We start from the raw sequence: 16,156 nt of genomic DNA, 5'->3' as shown, positions 1-16,156 counted from the left end.
GTGAACTATTCAATTTCGTGCACCGACGGGCGGGGACAAGCCCCGCTCCCTACTGGTAACTAGCCCAGTTTCGTGCACCGACGGGCGGGGGCAAGCCCCGCTCCCTACTGGCGAATTTTTACGCTTTTTCGGGTGGTCCTGGCAGTTCGCCTACCCCCTGCAGAGCCAGCAAGTGCCGGGCTTCGTCGAACTCGTTTTCACTCTTGGCGATGACCAAGGTAGCTACTCCGTTGCCGATAACATTGGTGATGGCCCGGGCCTCCGACATAAACCGATCCACGCCGAGCAGCAGGGCTACCCCTTCTACCGGAATGATACGGGTAGCAGCCAGGGTAGAAGCCAGCACAATAAACCCGGAGCCCGTCACGCCGGCTGCGCCCTTGCTGGTCACCATCAGAATGCCGATCAGGGAGATTTCCTGGCCGAGCGTGAGGTTGATGTCAAAGGCCTGGGCCAGGAAAATGGCCGTAATGGAAAGGTAGATGGACGTGCCGTCGAGGTTGAAAGAGTAACCAGTAGGAATTACCAGGCCCGCCACGGAGCGCGAGCAACCGTAGCGCTCCAGCTTGTCAATCATGCGCGGCAAGGCCGATTCGGATGAGGAGGTGCCCAGTACCAGCAGGATTTCTTCCTTGATAAAGCCCAGGAAGCGCCACAAGCTCAGGCCGTAAAACCGCATGATGGCATTGAGCACCCCGAACACGAACAGGAACATCGTTAGGTACACCACCAGCATCAGCTTGCCCAGCGGCAGCAGGGTGTGCAACCCGTATTTGCCAATGGTAAACGCCATGCCCCCGAACGCCCCGATGGGCGCCAGCTTCATAACCAGAGCCAGTACCCCGAACATAGCGTGCGAAAGTCGGTCGAAGGTTTTTAGCAGCGGCCCGCCCACTTCCTGGGGCATGCGGCTGACAGCAAATCCGAACAGCACGGCAAAGAGCAGCACCTGCAGTACCTCGCCCTCGGCAAAAGCGCCTACCACGCTGTGGGGCACAATGTGGGTCACGAAATCAACCCAGTGCATACCCTCGCCGCTGGTGGCTTGGGCGGTGTATTTCGAGGCTTCAGCGGCTTGCGCAGCGCTCTGGGTAGCTACCGAGGCGCGGGCGTCAATGCCGGCACCGGGGTCAGCCAGGTTAGCCGCCGTTATGCCAATAACCAGGGCCAGCGTGGTTACAAGCTCGAAGTACAGCAGTGCTTTGCCGCCTACCCGCCCTACCTTCTTCAGGTCGCCCATGCCGCCTATGCCCAGCACCACCGTCAGGAAGATGATGGGAGTGATGAGCATTTTGATGAGGTTAATGAACGTGCCGCCGATGGGTTTGAGCGCCGCTCCAAAGTCGGGAAATATAGCCCCGACGAGCACACCCAGCGCAATAGCGGTGAGAACCTGAAACGTAAGGTTAGAAGCAAGTTTTTTCATTAGATGGAAAGCCCGCCCGGGAGTACGCCGGGCCGCAGCAGAGGCAAGCTACAACAGTTTATAGGACGACGAGTTGGGCCAAGGGGTAGGGCCGCGGGTGGGGGTAGGGAGGAGGGTCGCCGCGCATACATAACAAAGGCCGTCTGCTACGAAAGCAGACGGCCTTTATCTTGGGCTTGACTAGCGCTTAGGCCTCGTTCACCACGATTTTCTCGATGGTATCGTTGGCTTTGATTTGGTCGATGATGTCCTGGCCTTCTACCACTTTACCGAACACGGTGTGGTTGCGGTCGAGGTGGGCAGTGTTGTCGCGGGAGTGGCAGATAAAGAACTGCGAGCCCCCGGTGTTGCGGCCGGCGTGGGCCATGCTCAGGGCGCCGCGCTCGTGGTATTGGTTTTCGCCGTTCAGCTCGCAGTCAATCTTGTAGCCGGGGCCGCCGGTGCCGGGCGTGCCCTTGGCGCCGTCGCGGGAGTTGGGGCAGCCGCCCTGAATCACGAAGTTGGGAATTACGCGGTGAAACTTCAGCCCGTCGTAGAAGCCCTGCTGGGCCAGGTCCGTGAAGTTTTTAACCGTGTTGGGAGCGTCCTTCTCGTAGAACTCCACTTTCATCACGCCTTTGTTGGTGTGGATTTCGGCAGTTTTCATCGTCTGTAAAAAGTAGGTGGAATGGCCTCCTATACGCGCCCGGCCAGCAGGTGGGTACAGCAGGAAGCCGCAAAGGTAGCCAATTTGAGTGCGAGCGGCATCCGGATATAGCTTTAGGCCGTAAGCATAGCACCTATTTGGCTTGCTCTTTTTCCATCTCTCCCTCTAACACCCTGTTTCGCGTCTTATGAAAAAGACTTTCCGCCTTACTGCCCTTGCCCTGGCATCGGCTACGGCCCTGAGCGCCAGCCTCAGCAGCTGCGGCGACACCAGTAAAACGGCCGAAACCGCCACCACTGCTGAGCCCGGCGCCACCACCGTGGATTCGACGGCAATGCTGTCGGACTCGGCGCGCATGGGCAAAAAGGAAGGCGTACTGGTCGATAATGTGCCCATGACGCCCGACAAAACCATTGTGCAGAATGCGGTGCTGGCCCCCAGCGTTGCTACCCTGGTAAAAGCGGTAAAGGCCGCCGGCCTCGATGAAACCCTGAGCGGCGCGGGCCCTTACACCGTATTTGCGCCCACCAACGCGGCCTTCGACAAGCTGCCCAACGGTGCGCTGGCCGGCCTGATGAAGCCCGAGAGCAAGGAGAAGCTAAAAGGCGTGCTCACCTACCACGTCATTCAGGGCCGTCTGCTGGCCCAAGACCTACGCGACGGCCAGGAACTAACCACCGTCAATGGCGAGAAAATCAAGATTTCGGTGCAAAACGGCAAGGTGATGGTCAGCAATGGCACCGACGCGCCCGTCAACATCCAAACGCCCGATGTTATTTCCAGCAACGGCGTAACCCACCTCATTGAGGGCGTGCTGCTGCCCCCGCCGCCCGCTAGCTAAGCAATTTTCAATCTTCCTGATTGGTTAAAAAGGCCCGGTTGTTTCAGCCGGGCTTTTTTGTTTTGATTTTGGGTGGGCAGGTGAGGAGGTGACAGATGAACGGACTGGTGGCAGACATCTGGCCGCAGGTCAGGTGTCTGCTCGCCGGCCAATCAGGCAAGTCTCCCGACTTGCGGCCGCCAACAGCGCCCAGCTCGCGTCCGCGCCGTGTGGGCGTCCCCGGCTGCTGGCATAGAACTTAATAACGAAGGCCGCCGGCGCGAGAATGTCGTGCCGGTGGCCTTTGGTGCATGAGGAGGGGGTAGGAATTTGCCAAGGCCTACACGGTGCGGCCGCAAGTTGGCGGCCTCCGGCCGCCGCAAGTCAGGAGACTTGCCTGATTGGCCGGCGGGCAGACGCCTGGCCGGCGGCCAGAAGTCTGCCGCCAGTCCGTCGCCAGTCCGTTCACCGCCTCCAACTACAGCCCCGCGCCTTCCGTGACGCGCTCGGCGAAACCGGCCCAGTCGTTTTGCTCGCCTTTGGCCACGCTGGTAGAAAGGTGGTCGTGAATGATGTTAGCAAAGGGCATGGGTACCACGCGGGCGCGCGACTCGTCCAGAATCAGGCGCAGATCCTTGCGGATAATAGCCGGCGGCGCGCCTACTGGTTGGTAGTGGCGCTCGGCAATCAGCTTGCCGTAACTTTTGTAGATGGGCGTATTGAAGAGGGTAGAAGTGAAAAACTCGTACACTTGCTGCCGCTCCAAGCCACTCTTCTGGGCCAGTGTGAAGGCCTCGGCCATAGCCTCGATGGCGGCCCCCAGCATGAAGTTGCCGCAGAGCTTCACGATACTGGCTGCCCCTACGTCATCCCCGAAATCATGGACGCCCTGGCCTAAATGCTCCAGTACGAGTTTCAGTTTTTCGCGGGCGCTGGCTTCGCCGGCTACAGCCAGCCACAGCTTGCCGGCCGCCGCCACATCAGGCTTGCCGAACACCGGGGCCGTCACCAGCGAGCTGCCGTGGCGGGCATGCTCCTCAGCCAGGCGACGGTTGGTATCGGGGGCAACGGTGCTGCACGAGGCATGTACCGCGCCCTGCGGCAAGGCCGATAAGATACCCTCGGGGCCCCGGCAGATTTCCTGCAGGGCGGCATCGTCGGTAACCATGGTAAACACGAATTCCGCGTCTTTCACGGCTTCAGCAGGGGTAGGGGCTACGGTAGCGCCAAGCTGACGCAGGGGCTCGGCCTTGCTGGCCGTGCGGTTATAGACGGTGAGGCGGTGGCCGGCTTTCAGCAGGTTGGTGGCCATAGCCAGGCCCATGCTGCCCAGGCCCAGGAAGGCAATAGTATGCTGTGTCAAGAGTGAAAGGGTGAAAGGTGAAGGGGGTGTCGTTCAGGAGGACTTTACGCTGACAACCCTACCCCCGTTCAAGCGGCAAACCTCGCGGGTTGTTTGAAATCAACGAGGAAAGGCAGATGGCAAATGACTACCGCCGCGCGGCTGAGCCAGCCTCAGAAAGACGTAAGCCACCTTGCTACCCCTCCAAGCTGGCCGAACCTTAAACTCACCAGTTCACTATTTCACCACCTACTTCCGGTTGTCGTCGCCTTCCAGCATGCTCACGTAGCTGTCGTAGCGGGGGAGAGCAATTTTGCCTTTGTCCACGGCCTCACGCACCGCGCAACCAGGCTCGTGCAGGTGTTGGCAGTTGTGGTAGCGGCACTGGTTGAGCAGAGCGCGCATTTCGGGGAAGTAATGGGCCAGTTCGCCCGCCTTCATATCCACCAAGCCCAGCTCCTTAATGCCGGGCGTATCAATGAGGTAAGTGCCGGGGCGTACCTCCAGCATCTCGGCGAAGGTAGTGGTGTGCACACCTTTATCAGAAAACTCGCTGATTTCCGCCGTTTTCAGGTCAAGGTCGGGCACCAGCATGTTGATGAGCGTGCTCTTGCCTACCCCCGAGTGGCCCGAGAGCAGGGACACCCGGCCGTCGAGCAGGGCATCAATGGCCGCGACCCCCTCGCCGGTATGCGCCGAGCAGCGCAGGCCGGGGTAGCCCACGCGTTGGTACATTTTCAGAATCTGCTCTTGATAATCGGCCAGGTCCTGGTCGTAGAGGTCGGTTTTGTTGAATAGCAGCGTAACCGGAATGCTGTACGCCTCGGCCGTTACCAGAAACCGGTCGATAAACCCAAAGGAGGTAGCCGGTGAGGCCAGCGTTACGACCAGTAGGGCCTGATCGAGGTTGGCGGCGACGATGTGGGCGTGCTCAGCCTTGTGCACCGAGCGGCGGATGATGTAGTTGCGCCGCGGCTCGATGTGGTGAATAACGCCCGCGCCCTCCGTCTGTTCCTCTACCGTAAACTCTACTTGGTCACCCACGGCCAGGGGGTTGCTCACCTTCAGCCCTTTGTGCTTGAACTTGCCCCGCAGGCGGCAGCGGTGCAGTTGGCCCGTTGCCGTTTCGCGCACGACGTACCACGAGCCCGTAGATTTAACAATGATTCCGATCATGGGAGCGGTGAAGTTGTGAAATTGTGAAAGGTGAAATCGGGAGAAGGGGCGTTGAGAAGATTAGAGTGCATAATTCAATTCGCGGATGCATTCTTCGCAACTTCACCTTTCACAATTTCACCTTTGATTCAAGCCAGCTCATGATTTTGCCAGTGGCGCCGCTGTGGTCGTGCACGTAGTCGAGGCTGAGGTCCTGCACCGTCAGACGGGCTTCCTCGCGGTGGAAGAGGGGCCCGAAGGCCGTCAGCAGCTCATCGGCCGAGGAAATGGGGAAAGCACACCCTAGCTCCACCAAGTCCTGAGCTTCCTGAAACTTGTAATAGGTTGGCCCAAAGAACAGGGGTAGGCCAAAGGCTGCTGCCTCTAGTGTGTTGTGCAGCCCTTTGCCAAACGCCCCACCAATGTAAGCGTAGTGCCCAAAGCGGTAAAGTTGGCTGAGCAGGCCCACGTTGTCCATGAGCAGCACGCGGCTATCGGCAACGGTGGCGGCGTCGGCGCGGGAGTAGCGTACTACCCGGCCGGGTAGGGCTTCTTCTACTAAGCGCAGGTTGTGCTCATTGATTTCGTGCGGGGCCACAATGAAGCGGAGTTGATCGGCGTACTGTTGCAGCAGGGGCGTGAGGGCCGGCATGTCCTCGGGCCAGCTACTGCCCACAATAAACACGGGGCACCAGTCATCGGTAAAGGCATCGACGAGGGGTAGGGCGCGGGGCGGGGCCGAGGCTGTACGCACCACCGTATCAAACCGGGTATCGCCGGCCACACTAACGCGGGTTATGCCCGCCTGGCGCAGCAAGTCGGCGGAGGTTTGGTTTTGGGTGAAGATGTGGGTGAACCGGCTCAGAATGCGCCGGAAGAAACCACCCCAGGGCTGAAAAAACGACTGCTCGGGCCGGAAAATAGCCGACACGCAGATAGTAGGCACCTGGCGGCGCTGCAGCTCCGTGAGGAAATGGTACCAGAACTCATACTTCACAAATACGGCCAGCTCCGGGCGCACGGCATCTAGAAAAGCGCGGGCGTTTTCGGCCGTATCGAGGGGTAGGTAGAACACATAGGCAGCGCCGGGCCAGTTTTTGCGCACCTCGTAGCCGGAGGGCGAGAAAAACGTCAGCACGATTTTGTGGCCGGGGTGGCGGGCCGTATACGCCTCTATCAGGGGGCGGCCCTGCTCAAACTCGCCCAGAGAAGCGCAGTGAAACCAGGCCAGGGGCGCAGTTTCACTGCGCAGAGTTTCCTGAATGTGAGCCAGCAGCCCGCGCCGCCCCTCCACCCACTGGGCCGCCTTGGGCACGAAAGGTGCCACCAGCCGCAGTAGCAGCGCATAGAGGGGTAGGGCTATGGAATATAGAAAAAGCAACGTGTGTGGTCCGGTGTCAGGTGAAGCGGCCCGGAAGTGTCGGGCCAGCGCGTGGCTTATTTACGCCAGGGCTGAAAAAATCGGCTGCCGCTCCCACGGAAAAAAGCCCGATAGAAGTAAGTAGCCATACGAACAGCTTGCTCCGGGAGCAGCTTCGTGCAAAAGTACATGGTTCCGGTTCTGCCGCCGCACCGGCGCAAAAAAAGCCCCGACCAGCGGGCCGGGGCTTTATGTTTTGCGGAAGCAGTACGCTTAGTGAGCGGTGTGCTTGCCGAGGTAGTTCGCCACCCCTTCGCGGGTAGCCGACATAGCCTCTTTGCCTTCTTCCCAGTTAGCGGGGCATACTTCGCCTTTTTCCTCGAAGTACTGCAGGGCGTCCACCATGCGCATGGCTTCATCGATGCTGCGGCCCAGCGGACCGTCGTTTACTACCTGGTGACGAACGATACCGTCCTTGTCGATCAGGAACAGGCCACGGTAGGCCAGGGGAGAGCCTACGAAAGTCATTTCGCCGGCCTCGTTGTAGTCGTAGTGGCCACCCAGCACGTCGTAGTTGGCAGCAATGGTTTTGGTCGCGTCAGCCACCAGCGGGTAGGTTACCCCCTCGATGCCGCCATTGTCGCGCGGGGTCTGCAGCCAGGCAAAGTGCGAGAAGTGCGTGTCGGTGGAGCAGCCTACAATGGCTACACCTTTCGCCTCGAAATCAGCCAGACGCTCCTGGAAGGCAATGATTTCGGTGGGGCACACGAACGTGAAGTCGGCGGGGTAGAAGTAGAAGATAACGTGCTTCTTGCCCAGGTACCGGTCGAGGGAGAAATCCTCCTCGAATTCGCCATCAATAACGGCGGTAGCTTTAAAAGAAGGAGCGCGCTTACCTACGAGAACTGCCATGTGTTTGGTAATGAAGTGAAAAAAGAGAGGTAATGAGGTAATGGGGTGAGGAAGTGATGAGGTGAACGGTGATGAGGTGTGATAAGGAGAGGTTAGCAGCAGACAAAGGCATCTGCCCTCATCACTATTTGCCTTTTCACCTCATTACCTTATCACCATTCACCTGTTCACTTCATCACCTTACTACCCGTAATGTGCAGGGAAAAGGAGTGGGGCTGGAAGTTCTGCAGCCCTTTCGCCGCGAAGAAGTCGCGGATGAGCGCATCCAGCTGCGGGTCGCAGTAGTCAATGATTTCCTGCGTGTTGGTGCAGAACAGATGGTGATGCTCCGTGCAGTCGGCATCGTAGCGGCGGGAAGTGCCTTCAGCCGCAGCTACGCGCCGGGTCAGGCCAGCGGCCACAAACGAATCGAGGGCCTTGTACACCGTACCCAATGAAATAGTAGGCTCCTGGCTGATAACCTGGCGATGCACTTGCTCGGCCGTCGGGTGGCCCGGTAGCGTGAGCAGGCTTTCCAGAATCACGAGGCGCTGGCGCGTAGCCCGTAGGCCCGCCTGAGCCAGCCGGGTGCGCAGGTTCCCCGCGTCGGGCGGGGTAGGAGAAAATGGATCAGTAGAAAGAGCCACTAGACAAGAATAATTCTCCGCAAAGATACGGCTATAAGGAGCAGAAGGGCAAAATTGTTTCATTTAGGCGGGTTTTATCACCTGGGCCAAGGGTATAAGTGCCTGTTGCTTTGCCCCCAAACGCCCGCCAGGCTGCTTGCGGCAGCTAGTGTTTCAGCGGCTTTGGTAGGCGGTGCGGGGTAGGGCCCATCGCCAGGCCGGACCGTCGGTGGGGTCGGCTACCTCCCGCTGGAAAACAAACCCCGCCTGCTGCAGAATGTGGGTTGACCAGTTAGACTGGGGTAGGGTATGGGCCAGTACCTGACGTACTCCCGGTTGAGTAAAAGCGTGGGCCAGCATGCCCTGCACGGCTTCCGTGGCGTAGCCCTGCTGCCGGAAAGCCGGGGCAATGCTGTAGCCGATTTCCACCGAACCATCCGCCGAAGGAGCTCCTTTGAATCCGCCTACCCCCAGCAGCGTCTTGTGGGTGCGGTGCACGAAAAAGTATAGCCACCACGCGGCGGCCTCGGGGTGCTTGCGCCGGAAACGCTCGGCCTGCGGCAGAATGTCCCACACCTCATCCTGCCGCAGCCAATCCGGCTCCGGCCGCACGTTTAGCAACCCAGCCAGCTCCGCGAGGTCGTGGCGCAGCAGGGCCGCGAAGTGCACCGGAGCACAGGGCAGCAGCTGGAGGCGGGGAGTATCAATCATGAAAACCAGCGGGCTGCTTACTTGATAAACTCGTTTTCGCCGCCCCGGCACACAAACTGAAACGTCTGGCGGGTGCGCTGCTCCAGCAGCAACTCCCTACCCTCCGTAAGCCGCCGAATGCTAGCCGCATCGTAATTCTTGATAGTGTACAGCTCCAGGCCCGTGTTGTAGTGAATGGTAAACTGCTCGCGCAACGCGGCCAGCAGTTTTTCCAGCCGGTAAGCCGAGAAATCGGTGCACACCGAGAAGCTGATGGCCGAGTTCTGCATCAGGTTGATCTTGAGCCGAACCTGAGCCAAAGCCCCAAAAATCACCTCCAGGTTTTCCTCCGATATAAACGTGAGGTCCTTAGACTCAAAAGAAATCAGACATTGGCTGGTTTTCCGGATGAAAGCCGGGGCCAGCAGGCCGTGGCGGCAGTCGTGGATGCGCGTGCCCTCGGCCGTGGGGTCTAGAAACGACTTTACCAGCAGCGGAATGCCGCGCACGGCCAGGGGCTTGATGGTTTTGGGGTGAATAACCGAGGCCCCGTAGTAGGCCATTTCAATGGTTTCCTGGTAGCTAATTTCGGGGTAGCGCACTGTGTCGGCAAAGATCTTGGGGTCAGCGTTAAGCAAACCGGCCACGTCCTTCCATATCGTCACCGACTCGGCGCCCAGGCAGTAAGCCAGAATGGCGGCGGTATAGTCGGAGCCTTCCCGGCCCAGGGTGGTGGTTTGCCCGCTGGAAGTGCCGCCCAGGAAGCCCTGCGTAACCACGGGGCCTTGCGGCAGCTGAGGGGGTAGGGCGGCGCGCAGGTTGCGCTCCGTAGTGGGCCAGTCCACGCGGCCCTCGCGCCAGGTGTGGTCGGTGCGGATGAGGGGGCGGCAGTCGAGCCACCGGGCCTGCAGTGCCCGGGCCACAATCAGCGTAGCTAACAGCTCGCCGAAGCTCACCACCTGGTCATACTGCTTGTCGAACTCGCCGGGTGAAAGAGTAGCCAGCTTATCCTGCAGCTGCTCCAGCAGTCCGGTCAGGGTAGGGGTAGCAGCCGCTTCGTCGGCGACGCCTAACTCCTGCGCTACGCCCAGGTGAAATTCCCGGAGCCTATCCAGCGGCGCGGTGTAGTCCTGGCCGGCGTGGGCCAGCTGGAAGAGTTCCTCCAGAGCATTGGTGGTCTTGCCCATGGCCGATACCACAATCAGCAGCGGGCCGCTACCCCCGTGCGTGTGCACAATGTGGGCGAGGTTGCGGATGGCCGCGGCGTCCTTGACCGAAGCGCCGCCAAACTTATAAACGCGGAGTTGATGCGATGCGTGCATGGCCCAAAGGTAGGATGAGGCGCTGCTTTGTTCGCGGAATTTGCCGACTGGCCAGGCCGCACCGCGGAGGGCAGCAGAAAAACAGCAGGCGCCACATGGTTTGCCACCGGCTTTCTTTGCCGTAAGAAATGAAGTTGCCCACCCCGGCTATTCCGCCGCCCGAAGCCGGTTAGCGAAATTTCGCCCGAGCTACTCCGGCAAATTGGTTAATTTTGATCTTTCCCACCCGCATCCTATTTCCTTACCCATGACAAACCACGACAAGCTGGCCCTGCCCGTTGGCACCACCCTGGACCGCTTCATCATGCGCAAACAGGAAGACTTCCCCTACGCCACCGGGGAACTCTCTCAATTGCTGCGCGATATTGCCCTGGCGGCCAAAATCGTAAACCGCGAAATCAACCGCTCCGGCCTGATTGATATTGCCGGCGCCTACGGCAACCGCAACGTGCAGGGCGAGGACCAGCAGAAGCTCGATGTCATTGCCAACATTCGCTTTATCCGGGCCCTGCGCAACGGGGGCGAGGTGTGCACCATCATTTCGGAGGAAGACGACGAGATGATTCAGACCGGCAACGTGCAGGGCAAGTACGTGGTAGCCATCGACCCCCTGGACGGCTCCTCGAACATCGACGTGAACGTGTCCATTGGTACCATTTTCAGCATTTACCGGCGCGTATCACCTTCCGGTACGGAAGGCACCCGCCAGGACTGCCTCCAGACGGGCACCCACCAGGTAGCGGCCGGCTACGTGATTTACGGCTCCAGCACTATGCTGGTGTACACCACCGGCAACGGCGTAAACGGCTTCACCTACGAGCCTTCCCTGGGCGAGTTCTTCCTCTCGCACCCCAACATTCAGACCCCCAAGTCGGGCACTATCTACTCCGTGAATGAGGGCGTGTCGGAGTCTTTTTCGGAGGGCATGAAAGGGTTTGTGGCTTTCTGCAAGGACCAGAACTACTCGGCCCGCTACATTGGCTCTTTGGTGGCCGATTTCCACCGCAACCTGCTCAAGGGCGGCATTTATATGTACCCTACCTCCCGCAAAGCGCCCAACGGTAAGCTGCGTCTCATGTACGAGTGTAATCCGCTGGCCTTCATTGTGGAGCAGGCGGGCGGCAAGTCCAGCAACGGCCGCCGCCGCACCCTGGAGATTGAGCCCCACGACCTGCACGAGCGGTGCCCGCTGTTCATTGGCTCGCCCGACATGGTGGACAAAGTGGAGGAATTCCTGGCTGCCGAGTTTGCCGCTGATGCCGTGCTGAAAGAATAGTCAGCAACCCGGATACTACCCAAGAAGAAGGCCGCCCGGCATGCCGGGCGGCCTTCTTCTTGGGTAGGGGGTAGCAGCGGTTACTACTCAGCCTTTTTCTTAGGGGCTTTTTTGGCCGGCTTGGCCTCGGTAGCGGCTTCGGGGCTGCCGGCGGCATTGGTTTCCTCCGTAGCCGGAATAATGCCAGCCGTGCTCAGGGCTTCATCAGCGGTAGCAACTTCCTCCGGGGCGGCTTGCTCCTTGCCGGCCGCTGCTGATTCATCTTCCTCGGCCGGGGCCTGATACTCCAGGCGCTTGCTGACGGTGTTGTACCACTGTACCAGCTTCTTAATATCCGACATGTACACCCGGTCCCGGTCGTAGTCGGGCATGATGTCGGCCATGAAGCTGGTCAGGTCCCGGTCGTCCGACTTGTGGGTCAGGCTCAGCTCGGCGCCGTGTTTCTGGTGAATCCGGTCGAATACTTCCGTCAGGGGCACCGTCTGGTCGTAGTCCTGGGTGTAGATGGAAATTTCGTGGAGCAACGACACCTTGTTGCGGGCCGAAGCCACGGAGCGGGTGCCTTTGCCGTCGAGGGCTTCAATGATAACGCCGGCGCGGGTGGGTTTGAGCAGGCGGTACAGACCGGGCATTCCGCTGATGGCGGCAACTTCCTTCAGGTCGTAGGGCATAGGAAAAAGCAGTTGTTGAAAGTGCGAAGTTACTCAGTTGCGGCGGCCTGCCCGGGCGCGGGCAGCTTGAAGGTAACCGGCAGGCTGGTCAGAATGGCGTAATCGGGCTTCTTGAACTTGAGCAGGCGCACCACGCGCAGGGCTTCCTCGCCGCAGCCGCCGCCAATGTTCTTCACCAGCTTAATGCCCGACATGGTGCCGTCGGTGTTCAGGGTGAAGCTCACAATGCACTGGCCCTGAATGCGGTTGCGCCGGGCCATAATGGGGTACTTCAGCTCCTTCTCAATAAAGGCGTACATGGCTTCCTGGCCGCCTTCATAGTATTCGGCTACCGGAATGGCTTTGGGGGCGTGGGCCGGGGCCGTCTGGGCCGGCGCCTCGGTGGCTGCTTCCGGCGCCGGGCCATCGGCTTTGATTTTTACTTTGGTCTTCTGGGCTACGGCCGCCGTAGAGCAAGCCAGCAACCCAATACCCAGCAGAACGGGCAGTTTTTTCATAAAAAAAGGTAGCAAGAAACAGACGAGAGATACAACGGCTGCGAGGCCGGGCCGCACGGGGCAATTACGGGGCCAATTTACGTATTATCGGCCTCTTGCGCGAGCTGCTGATTTACCTCCGCAATGAATTGTAAAATATCTTCCCGCCCGGTCTTTTCCTCCGCCGACGTAATAAAATGACGAGGCACTTCGTCCCAGGTTTGCTCCATGGTTTGCAGGTAGGCGGCCACATTCTGTTGCGTGCGGGTGGCGGATTGTTTGTCGGCTTTCGTAAAGACCATAACGAACGGTACCCCCTCGCTGCCCAACTGCTCCATAAATTCCAGGTCCACGGCTTGTGGTGCATGCCGCGAGTCGAGCAACACAAACACGCACGCCAGATTCTCGCGCTTGCGCAGATAATAATTAATCATGCGGCTCCATTTTACCCTCGATTCCTTGCTGACGCGCGCATACCCGTAGCCGGGTAAATCAACCAGATACCACGTACTATTTATTAAGAAGTGGTTGATTAATTGCGTTTTGCCAGGAAGAGAAGACGTTTTGGCCAAGCCCTTCTGGCCCGTCAGCATATTAATCAGCGACGATTTGCCCACGTTGGACCGGCCGATAAAGGCGTACTCCGGCAGCGTGGGGGGCGGACAATCCTCCACGCGGGAGTTACTCATCAGAAATTTTGCTTCCTGGATATTCATAAGCCAAGCGTAAACTGTAGGGCAAAGGTAGATATTCAGCAGCTACCGGGTAGATTCATAATTTTTTAAGGAAAAACCTTGTAGTTTAAGTAGTCAGACTATATTTGTGCGGTCAGGAATGGCCGTAGTTATGGCTTAGAAGAAGAAAACTCCATTTCTTTTTCTTTTCACTACCCTTATTGCACATAATTGGATACGGCTAAGGTCGTATTATAGAATTTCTATCTTTGCCCGCTGATTACCTGATTGTACGGCAGTGTATAGCGGCGAAACTAGAAGGAAAACGATGCAAGTTTCGCGTCTGCTTCACATTTTCGCCCCGCCTGCCTCAACCCTAAGGCAGGTTTTCAGTATAAGAGGCAACTCCTGAAAAAGTGCCCGCACAGCCGGTGTACGGCATTTCTCAACTCCTCCTTTGCAACTCCTTATTTCCCTAACCCCTCCAACAATGGACAACTTAGTCAGAAGGTTATTGAAAGCCTCGTGCGCCTTCGCGCTTACGGCTGCTATGGCCCAGCCTACCCTGGCTCAAAGCACGCGCAAGCAACTGAAGACGGCAAACAAGTTTTTCAATCAGGAAAACTACCGGGCCTCCATTCCTTACTACGAACAAGTGTTGGCCAAGGAGCCAAACAATGCGCAGGCATTGTTCCGGGCGGGTATTGCTTACATGTCCTTCGATAAAGAGAAAGCCAGCGACTATATCTATAAGGCGCAGCGACTCAAGAAAAACGTCTCGAAGGACATTGAATATTGGCTGGGCCGGGTAGACCACCTGAACTACAACTTTGATGAGGCTATTTCTCACTTTCAGGCCTACAACGCTACCCTCAAAAGCAAAGACACGCGCAAAAAGGAACTGGCTCAGCTGATCCAGCACAGCAAAAACGCCAAAGTACAGTTCAACAGCCCCAAGGATATCTTCGTGAAGAACCTGGGGCCCACTATCAACACCCAGTACTCGGAGCACAGCCCCGTAATTTCCGGCGACGACAAGTTGTTGCTTTTCACCTCGCGGGGTGAAAACGTAACCGGCGCCGGCAATGCTGAGGGTAAGAAAGGCGGCAACCTGGCTTCCGACGGCGAATACTTCGAGGATATCTTCGAGGCCAAGCGCATCGACGACGAGAACTGGGAAAAGCCCCGTTCCCTGAGCGGCGTGCTGAACGGGAAAGGCCACGATGCCTCCATTCAGGTGTTCGACAACGACACCAAGATGCTGATGTACCGCCAGGACGAAAACGGCGACTTCTTCTACACCGAGAAGTCGGGCGGTGACTGGACGGCTCCTAAAAAACTCAACGGCAACGTAAACTCCAAGGCTTATGAAGGGGACGCCTACATTACGCCCGATGGCCTGACTATTTACTTTTCCACGGCCAAATATTCCGAGGAAGGCACCCTCGATATTTACTACTCCACCCGCCAGCCCGGCGGCGACTGGGGTCCGGCCAAGAGCATCGGCAACGCCATTAACACGGTGTACGACGATGACAGCCCCTACCTGAGCAAGGACGGCAAAACCCTGTACTTCTCCTCGCGCGGCCACAACACCATGGGCGGCTACGACATCTTCAAGTCGGAGTGGGACTCAGTGGGCAACAAGTGGGGCCGCCCCGAGAACATGGGCTACCCCGTTAATACCCCCGATGATGACTCGTACTACCGCCTGAGCCCGGATGGCAGCTACGCCTACCTCTCGTCGTACCGCATTGGGGGTTACGGGGAGAAGGACATCTACACCATCAACTATATCAAGAACGCCATCATCCGGGGTCGGGTACTGTCGCAGCGCGACAGCACCGTTATTCCGGGCGTGGAGCTGGTGTTCAGCGGCACCCAGGCCGATAAAACGGCCCTGAGCTACCGCGACGTAACCAAGCCCGAAACCGGCGACTACCAGGTGAACGTGCTGTCGGGCCGTAGCTACCAGGTAGCCGTATCGAAAGACGGGAAGAACATTGAGACGCAGGAATTTGCCGTTCCGATTTCGACCAACGACTCGACCGTTATCGAGAAGGATTTCTACGTGCCCTACGTGGATACCAGCGGCACTCAGTTCGCGCAGTTCAAGAAAATCTACTTCGACACGGATAAGTACAAGCTGCGGCCGGAGTCGATTACGGAGCTGGACAACATCAGCCGCATCCTGAAGGCCAACCCCGGCGTGAACATCTCCATCGAGGGCCACTGCGACTCGCGCAACACCGACGAGTACAACATGGTGCTGGGCCAGAACCGCTCCGACGCGGCCTACAACTACCTGAAAAAGTCGGGGGTTTCGGAAACGCGCATGGTCACGGTTAGCTACGGCGAGCGTCGCCCGGCCGCGGCCAACGATTCGCCGGAGAACATGCAGCTGAACCGCCGCGTGGAGTTCCGCGTGATTGTGAAAGAAGGTGAAGCCGCTCCGCAGCTCACCAACCCCTCGGCGGGCGGTGGTGCTACCGGCACTTCTACCTCCAGCTCCTCTTCCAGCTCGTCGGCCACCCGCACCACTACCCCCCTGCAGCCCGGCAAGAGCAAGGCCAAGCTGCCCGATGGCACCAAGGTGAAAACCAAGGTGGACGAGGACAGCGACAAGGTGAAAGTGAAAACCAAAGGCGCCAACGACGAGAAGAGCAAGACCATCACCAAGGATGGGACCATCGACTCGAAGGCCAAGGAAGCCGATGGATCGAAAACCAAAGTGAAGACGGACAACGACTAAACCGTTGTCTGCTGACGGAAAAACGGGTC

The 16,156-nt window shown here is 58.6% G+C and carries 15 protein-coding genes; 3 read left to right on the top strand and 12 right to left on the bottom strand.

The features are described 5' to 3' along the window. Positions 1-118: 118 nt before the first annotated feature. Together dctA and GGU46_RS14305 are read right to left on the bottom strand one after the other, a co-directional pair. Positions 119-1,426, bottom strand: coding sequence for a C4-dicarboxylate transporter DctA (gene dctA / locus GGU46_RS14310; protein WP_183404215.1), 1,308 nt, complete (start codon positions 1,424-1,426; stop codon positions 119-121). Positions 1,427-1,613: 187 nt separating this feature from the next. Continuing rightward, positions 1,614-2,072: a peptidylprolyl isomerase gene (locus tag GGU46_RS14305; protein WP_183404214.1), complete on the bottom strand. Its 459-nt coding sequence runs from the start codon at positions 2,070-2,072 to the stop codon at positions 1,614-1,616. A 187-nt stretch (positions 2,073-2,259) separates the two neighbouring features. Between GGU46_RS14305 and GGU46_RS14300 the strand changes: the two genes are divergently transcribed. Beyond that, positions 2,260-2,913: a fasciclin domain-containing protein gene (locus GGU46_RS14300; protein WP_183404213.1), complete on the top strand. Its 654-nt coding sequence runs from the start codon at positions 2,260-2,262 to the stop codon at positions 2,911-2,913. Positions 2,914-3,370: 457 nt separating this feature from the next. On the opposite strand, the gene GGU46_RS14295 is transcribed toward GGU46_RS14300, so the two are convergent. The 7 genes from GGU46_RS14295 to GGU46_RS14265 form a co-directional block, all read right to left on the bottom strand. Continuing rightward, positions 3,371-4,255: an NAD(P)-dependent oxidoreductase gene (locus GGU46_RS14295; protein WP_246398969.1), complete on the bottom strand. Its 885-nt coding sequence runs from the start codon at positions 4,253-4,255 to the stop codon at positions 3,371-3,373. Positions 4,256-4,483: 228 nt separating this feature from the next. After that, positions 4,484-5,410, bottom strand: a complete 927-nt coding sequence (gene rsgA / locus GGU46_RS14290; protein ID WP_183404212.1) for a ribosome small subunit-dependent GTPase A — start codon at positions 5,408-5,410, stop codon at positions 4,484-4,486. A gap of 109 nt (positions 5,411-5,519) precedes the next feature. After that, positions 5,520-6,770, bottom strand: a complete 1,251-nt coding sequence (locus tag GGU46_RS14285; protein WP_183404211.1) for a 3-deoxy-D-manno-octulosonic acid transferase — start codon at positions 6,768-6,770, stop codon at positions 5,520-5,522. A 252-nt stretch (positions 6,771-7,022) separates the two neighbouring features. Continuing rightward, entirely contained in the window at positions 7,023-7,661 is a 639-nt protein-coding gene (locus GGU46_RS14280) for a peroxiredoxin (protein ID WP_183404210.1), read from the bottom strand. Positions 7,662-7,828: 167 nt separating this feature from the next. Continuing rightward, positions 7,829-8,287: a Fur family transcriptional regulator gene (locus tag GGU46_RS14275; protein WP_183404209.1), complete on the bottom strand. Its 459-nt coding sequence runs from the start codon at positions 8,285-8,287 to the stop codon at positions 7,829-7,831. A 153-nt stretch (positions 8,288-8,440) separates the two neighbouring features. Further along, positions 8,441-8,977 (bottom strand): GNAT family N-acetyltransferase, encoded by a 537-nt coding sequence (locus tag GGU46_RS14270; RefSeq protein ID WP_183404208.1) that lies wholly within the window; start codon positions 8,975-8,977, stop codon positions 8,441-8,443. Between the two features lie 17 nt (positions 8,978-8,994). Further along, a complete protein-coding gene (locus GGU46_RS14265) occupies positions 8,995-10,278 on the bottom strand; it encodes an aspartate kinase (protein WP_183404207.1) in 1,284 nt (427 codons plus the stop codon). A gap of 247 nt (positions 10,279-10,525) precedes the next feature. On the opposite strand from GGU46_RS14265, the gene fbp reads away from it, so the two are divergent. After that, on the top strand, positions 10,526-11,554 hold the full coding sequence (gene fbp / locus GGU46_RS14260) for a class 1 fructose-bisphosphatase (protein ID WP_183404206.1): 1,029 nt from the start codon (positions 10,526-10,528) through the stop codon (positions 11,552-11,554). Between the two features lie 83 nt (positions 11,555-11,637). On the opposite strand, the gene GGU46_RS14255 is transcribed toward fbp, so the two are convergent. From GGU46_RS14255 to yihA, 3 genes are all read right to left on the bottom strand, one after another. After that, on the bottom strand, positions 11,638-12,225 hold the full coding sequence (locus tag GGU46_RS14255; protein WP_183404205.1) for a DUF5606 family protein: 588 nt from the start codon (positions 12,223-12,225) through the stop codon (positions 11,638-11,640). 29 nt (positions 12,226-12,254) lie between these two features. Then, a complete protein-coding gene (locus GGU46_RS14250) occupies positions 12,255-12,722 on the bottom strand; it encodes an energy transducer TonB (RefSeq protein WP_183404204.1) in 468 nt (155 codons plus the stop codon). A 77-nt stretch (positions 12,723-12,799) separates the two neighbouring features. Beyond that, complete coding sequence (gene yihA / locus GGU46_RS14245) at positions 12,800-13,417, bottom strand: ribosome biogenesis GTP-binding protein YihA/YsxC (RefSeq protein ID WP_183404203.1); 618 nt, start codon at positions 13,415-13,417, stop codon at positions 12,800-12,802. Positions 13,418-13,865: 448 nt separating this feature from the next. On the opposite strand from yihA, the gene GGU46_RS14240 reads away from it, so the two are divergent. Beyond that, complete coding sequence (locus GGU46_RS14240) at positions 13,866-16,127, top strand: OmpA family protein (protein WP_246398971.1); 2,262 nt, start codon at positions 13,866-13,868, stop codon at positions 16,125-16,127. Positions 16,128-16,156: the final 29 nt, after the last annotated feature.

It is taken from the genome of Hymenobacter latericoloratus, from assembly GCF_014199535.1.
Lineage (GTDB): Bacteria > Bacteroidota > Bacteroidia > Cytophagales > Hymenobacteraceae > Hymenobacter > Hymenobacter latericoloratus.
Note: the sequence above shows the minus strand (reverse complement) of the source record. Positions and strands in the feature narration are given on the sequence as shown.

Bases quoted from the DNA above. Each gene is read 5' to 3' on its own strand.
- GGU46_RS14240 (WP_246398971.1), top strand. From the start codon at position 13,866: ATGGACAACTTAGTCAGAAGGTTATTGAAAGCCTCGTGCGCCTTCGCG.
- rsgA (WP_183404212.1), bottom strand. From the start codon at position 5,410: ATGATCGGAATCATTGTTAAATCTACGGGCTCGTGGTACGTCGTGCGC.
- GGU46_RS14265 (WP_183404207.1), bottom strand. From the start codon at position 10,278: ATGCACGCATCGCATCAACTCCGCGTTTATAAGTTTGGCGGCGCTTCG.
- GGU46_RS14250 (WP_183404204.1), bottom strand. From the start codon at position 12,722: ATGAAAAAACTGCCCGTTCTGCTGGGTATTGGGTTGCTGGCTTGCTCT.
- GGU46_RS14305 (WP_183404214.1), bottom strand. From the start codon at position 2,072: ATGAAAACTGCCGAAATCCACACCAACAAAGGCGTGATGAAAGTGGAG.
- yihA (WP_183404203.1), bottom strand. From the start codon at position 13,417: ATGAATATCCAGGAAGCAAAATTTCTGATGAGTAACTCCCGCGTGGAG.
- GGU46_RS14270 (WP_183404208.1), bottom strand. From the start codon at position 8,977: ATGATTGATACTCCCCGCCTCCAGCTGCTGCCCTGTGCTCCGGTGCAC.
- GGU46_RS14255 (WP_183404205.1), bottom strand. From the start codon at position 12,225: ATGCCCTACGACCTGAAGGAAGTTGCCGCCATCAGCGGAATGCCCGGT.
- GGU46_RS14280 (WP_183404210.1), bottom strand. From the start codon at position 7,661: ATGGCAGTTCTCGTAGGTAAGCGCGCTCCTTCTTTTAAAGCTACCGCC.
- dctA (WP_183404215.1), bottom strand. From the start codon at position 1,426: ATGAAAAAACTTGCTTCTAACCTTACGTTTCAGGTTCTCACCGCTATT.
- fbp (WP_183404206.1), top strand. From the start codon at position 10,526: ATGACAAACCACGACAAGCTGGCCCTGCCCGTTGGCACCACCCTGGAC.
- GGU46_RS14300 (WP_183404213.1), top strand. From the start codon at position 2,260: ATGAAAAAGACTTTCCGCCTTACTGCCCTTGCCCTGGCATCGGCTACG.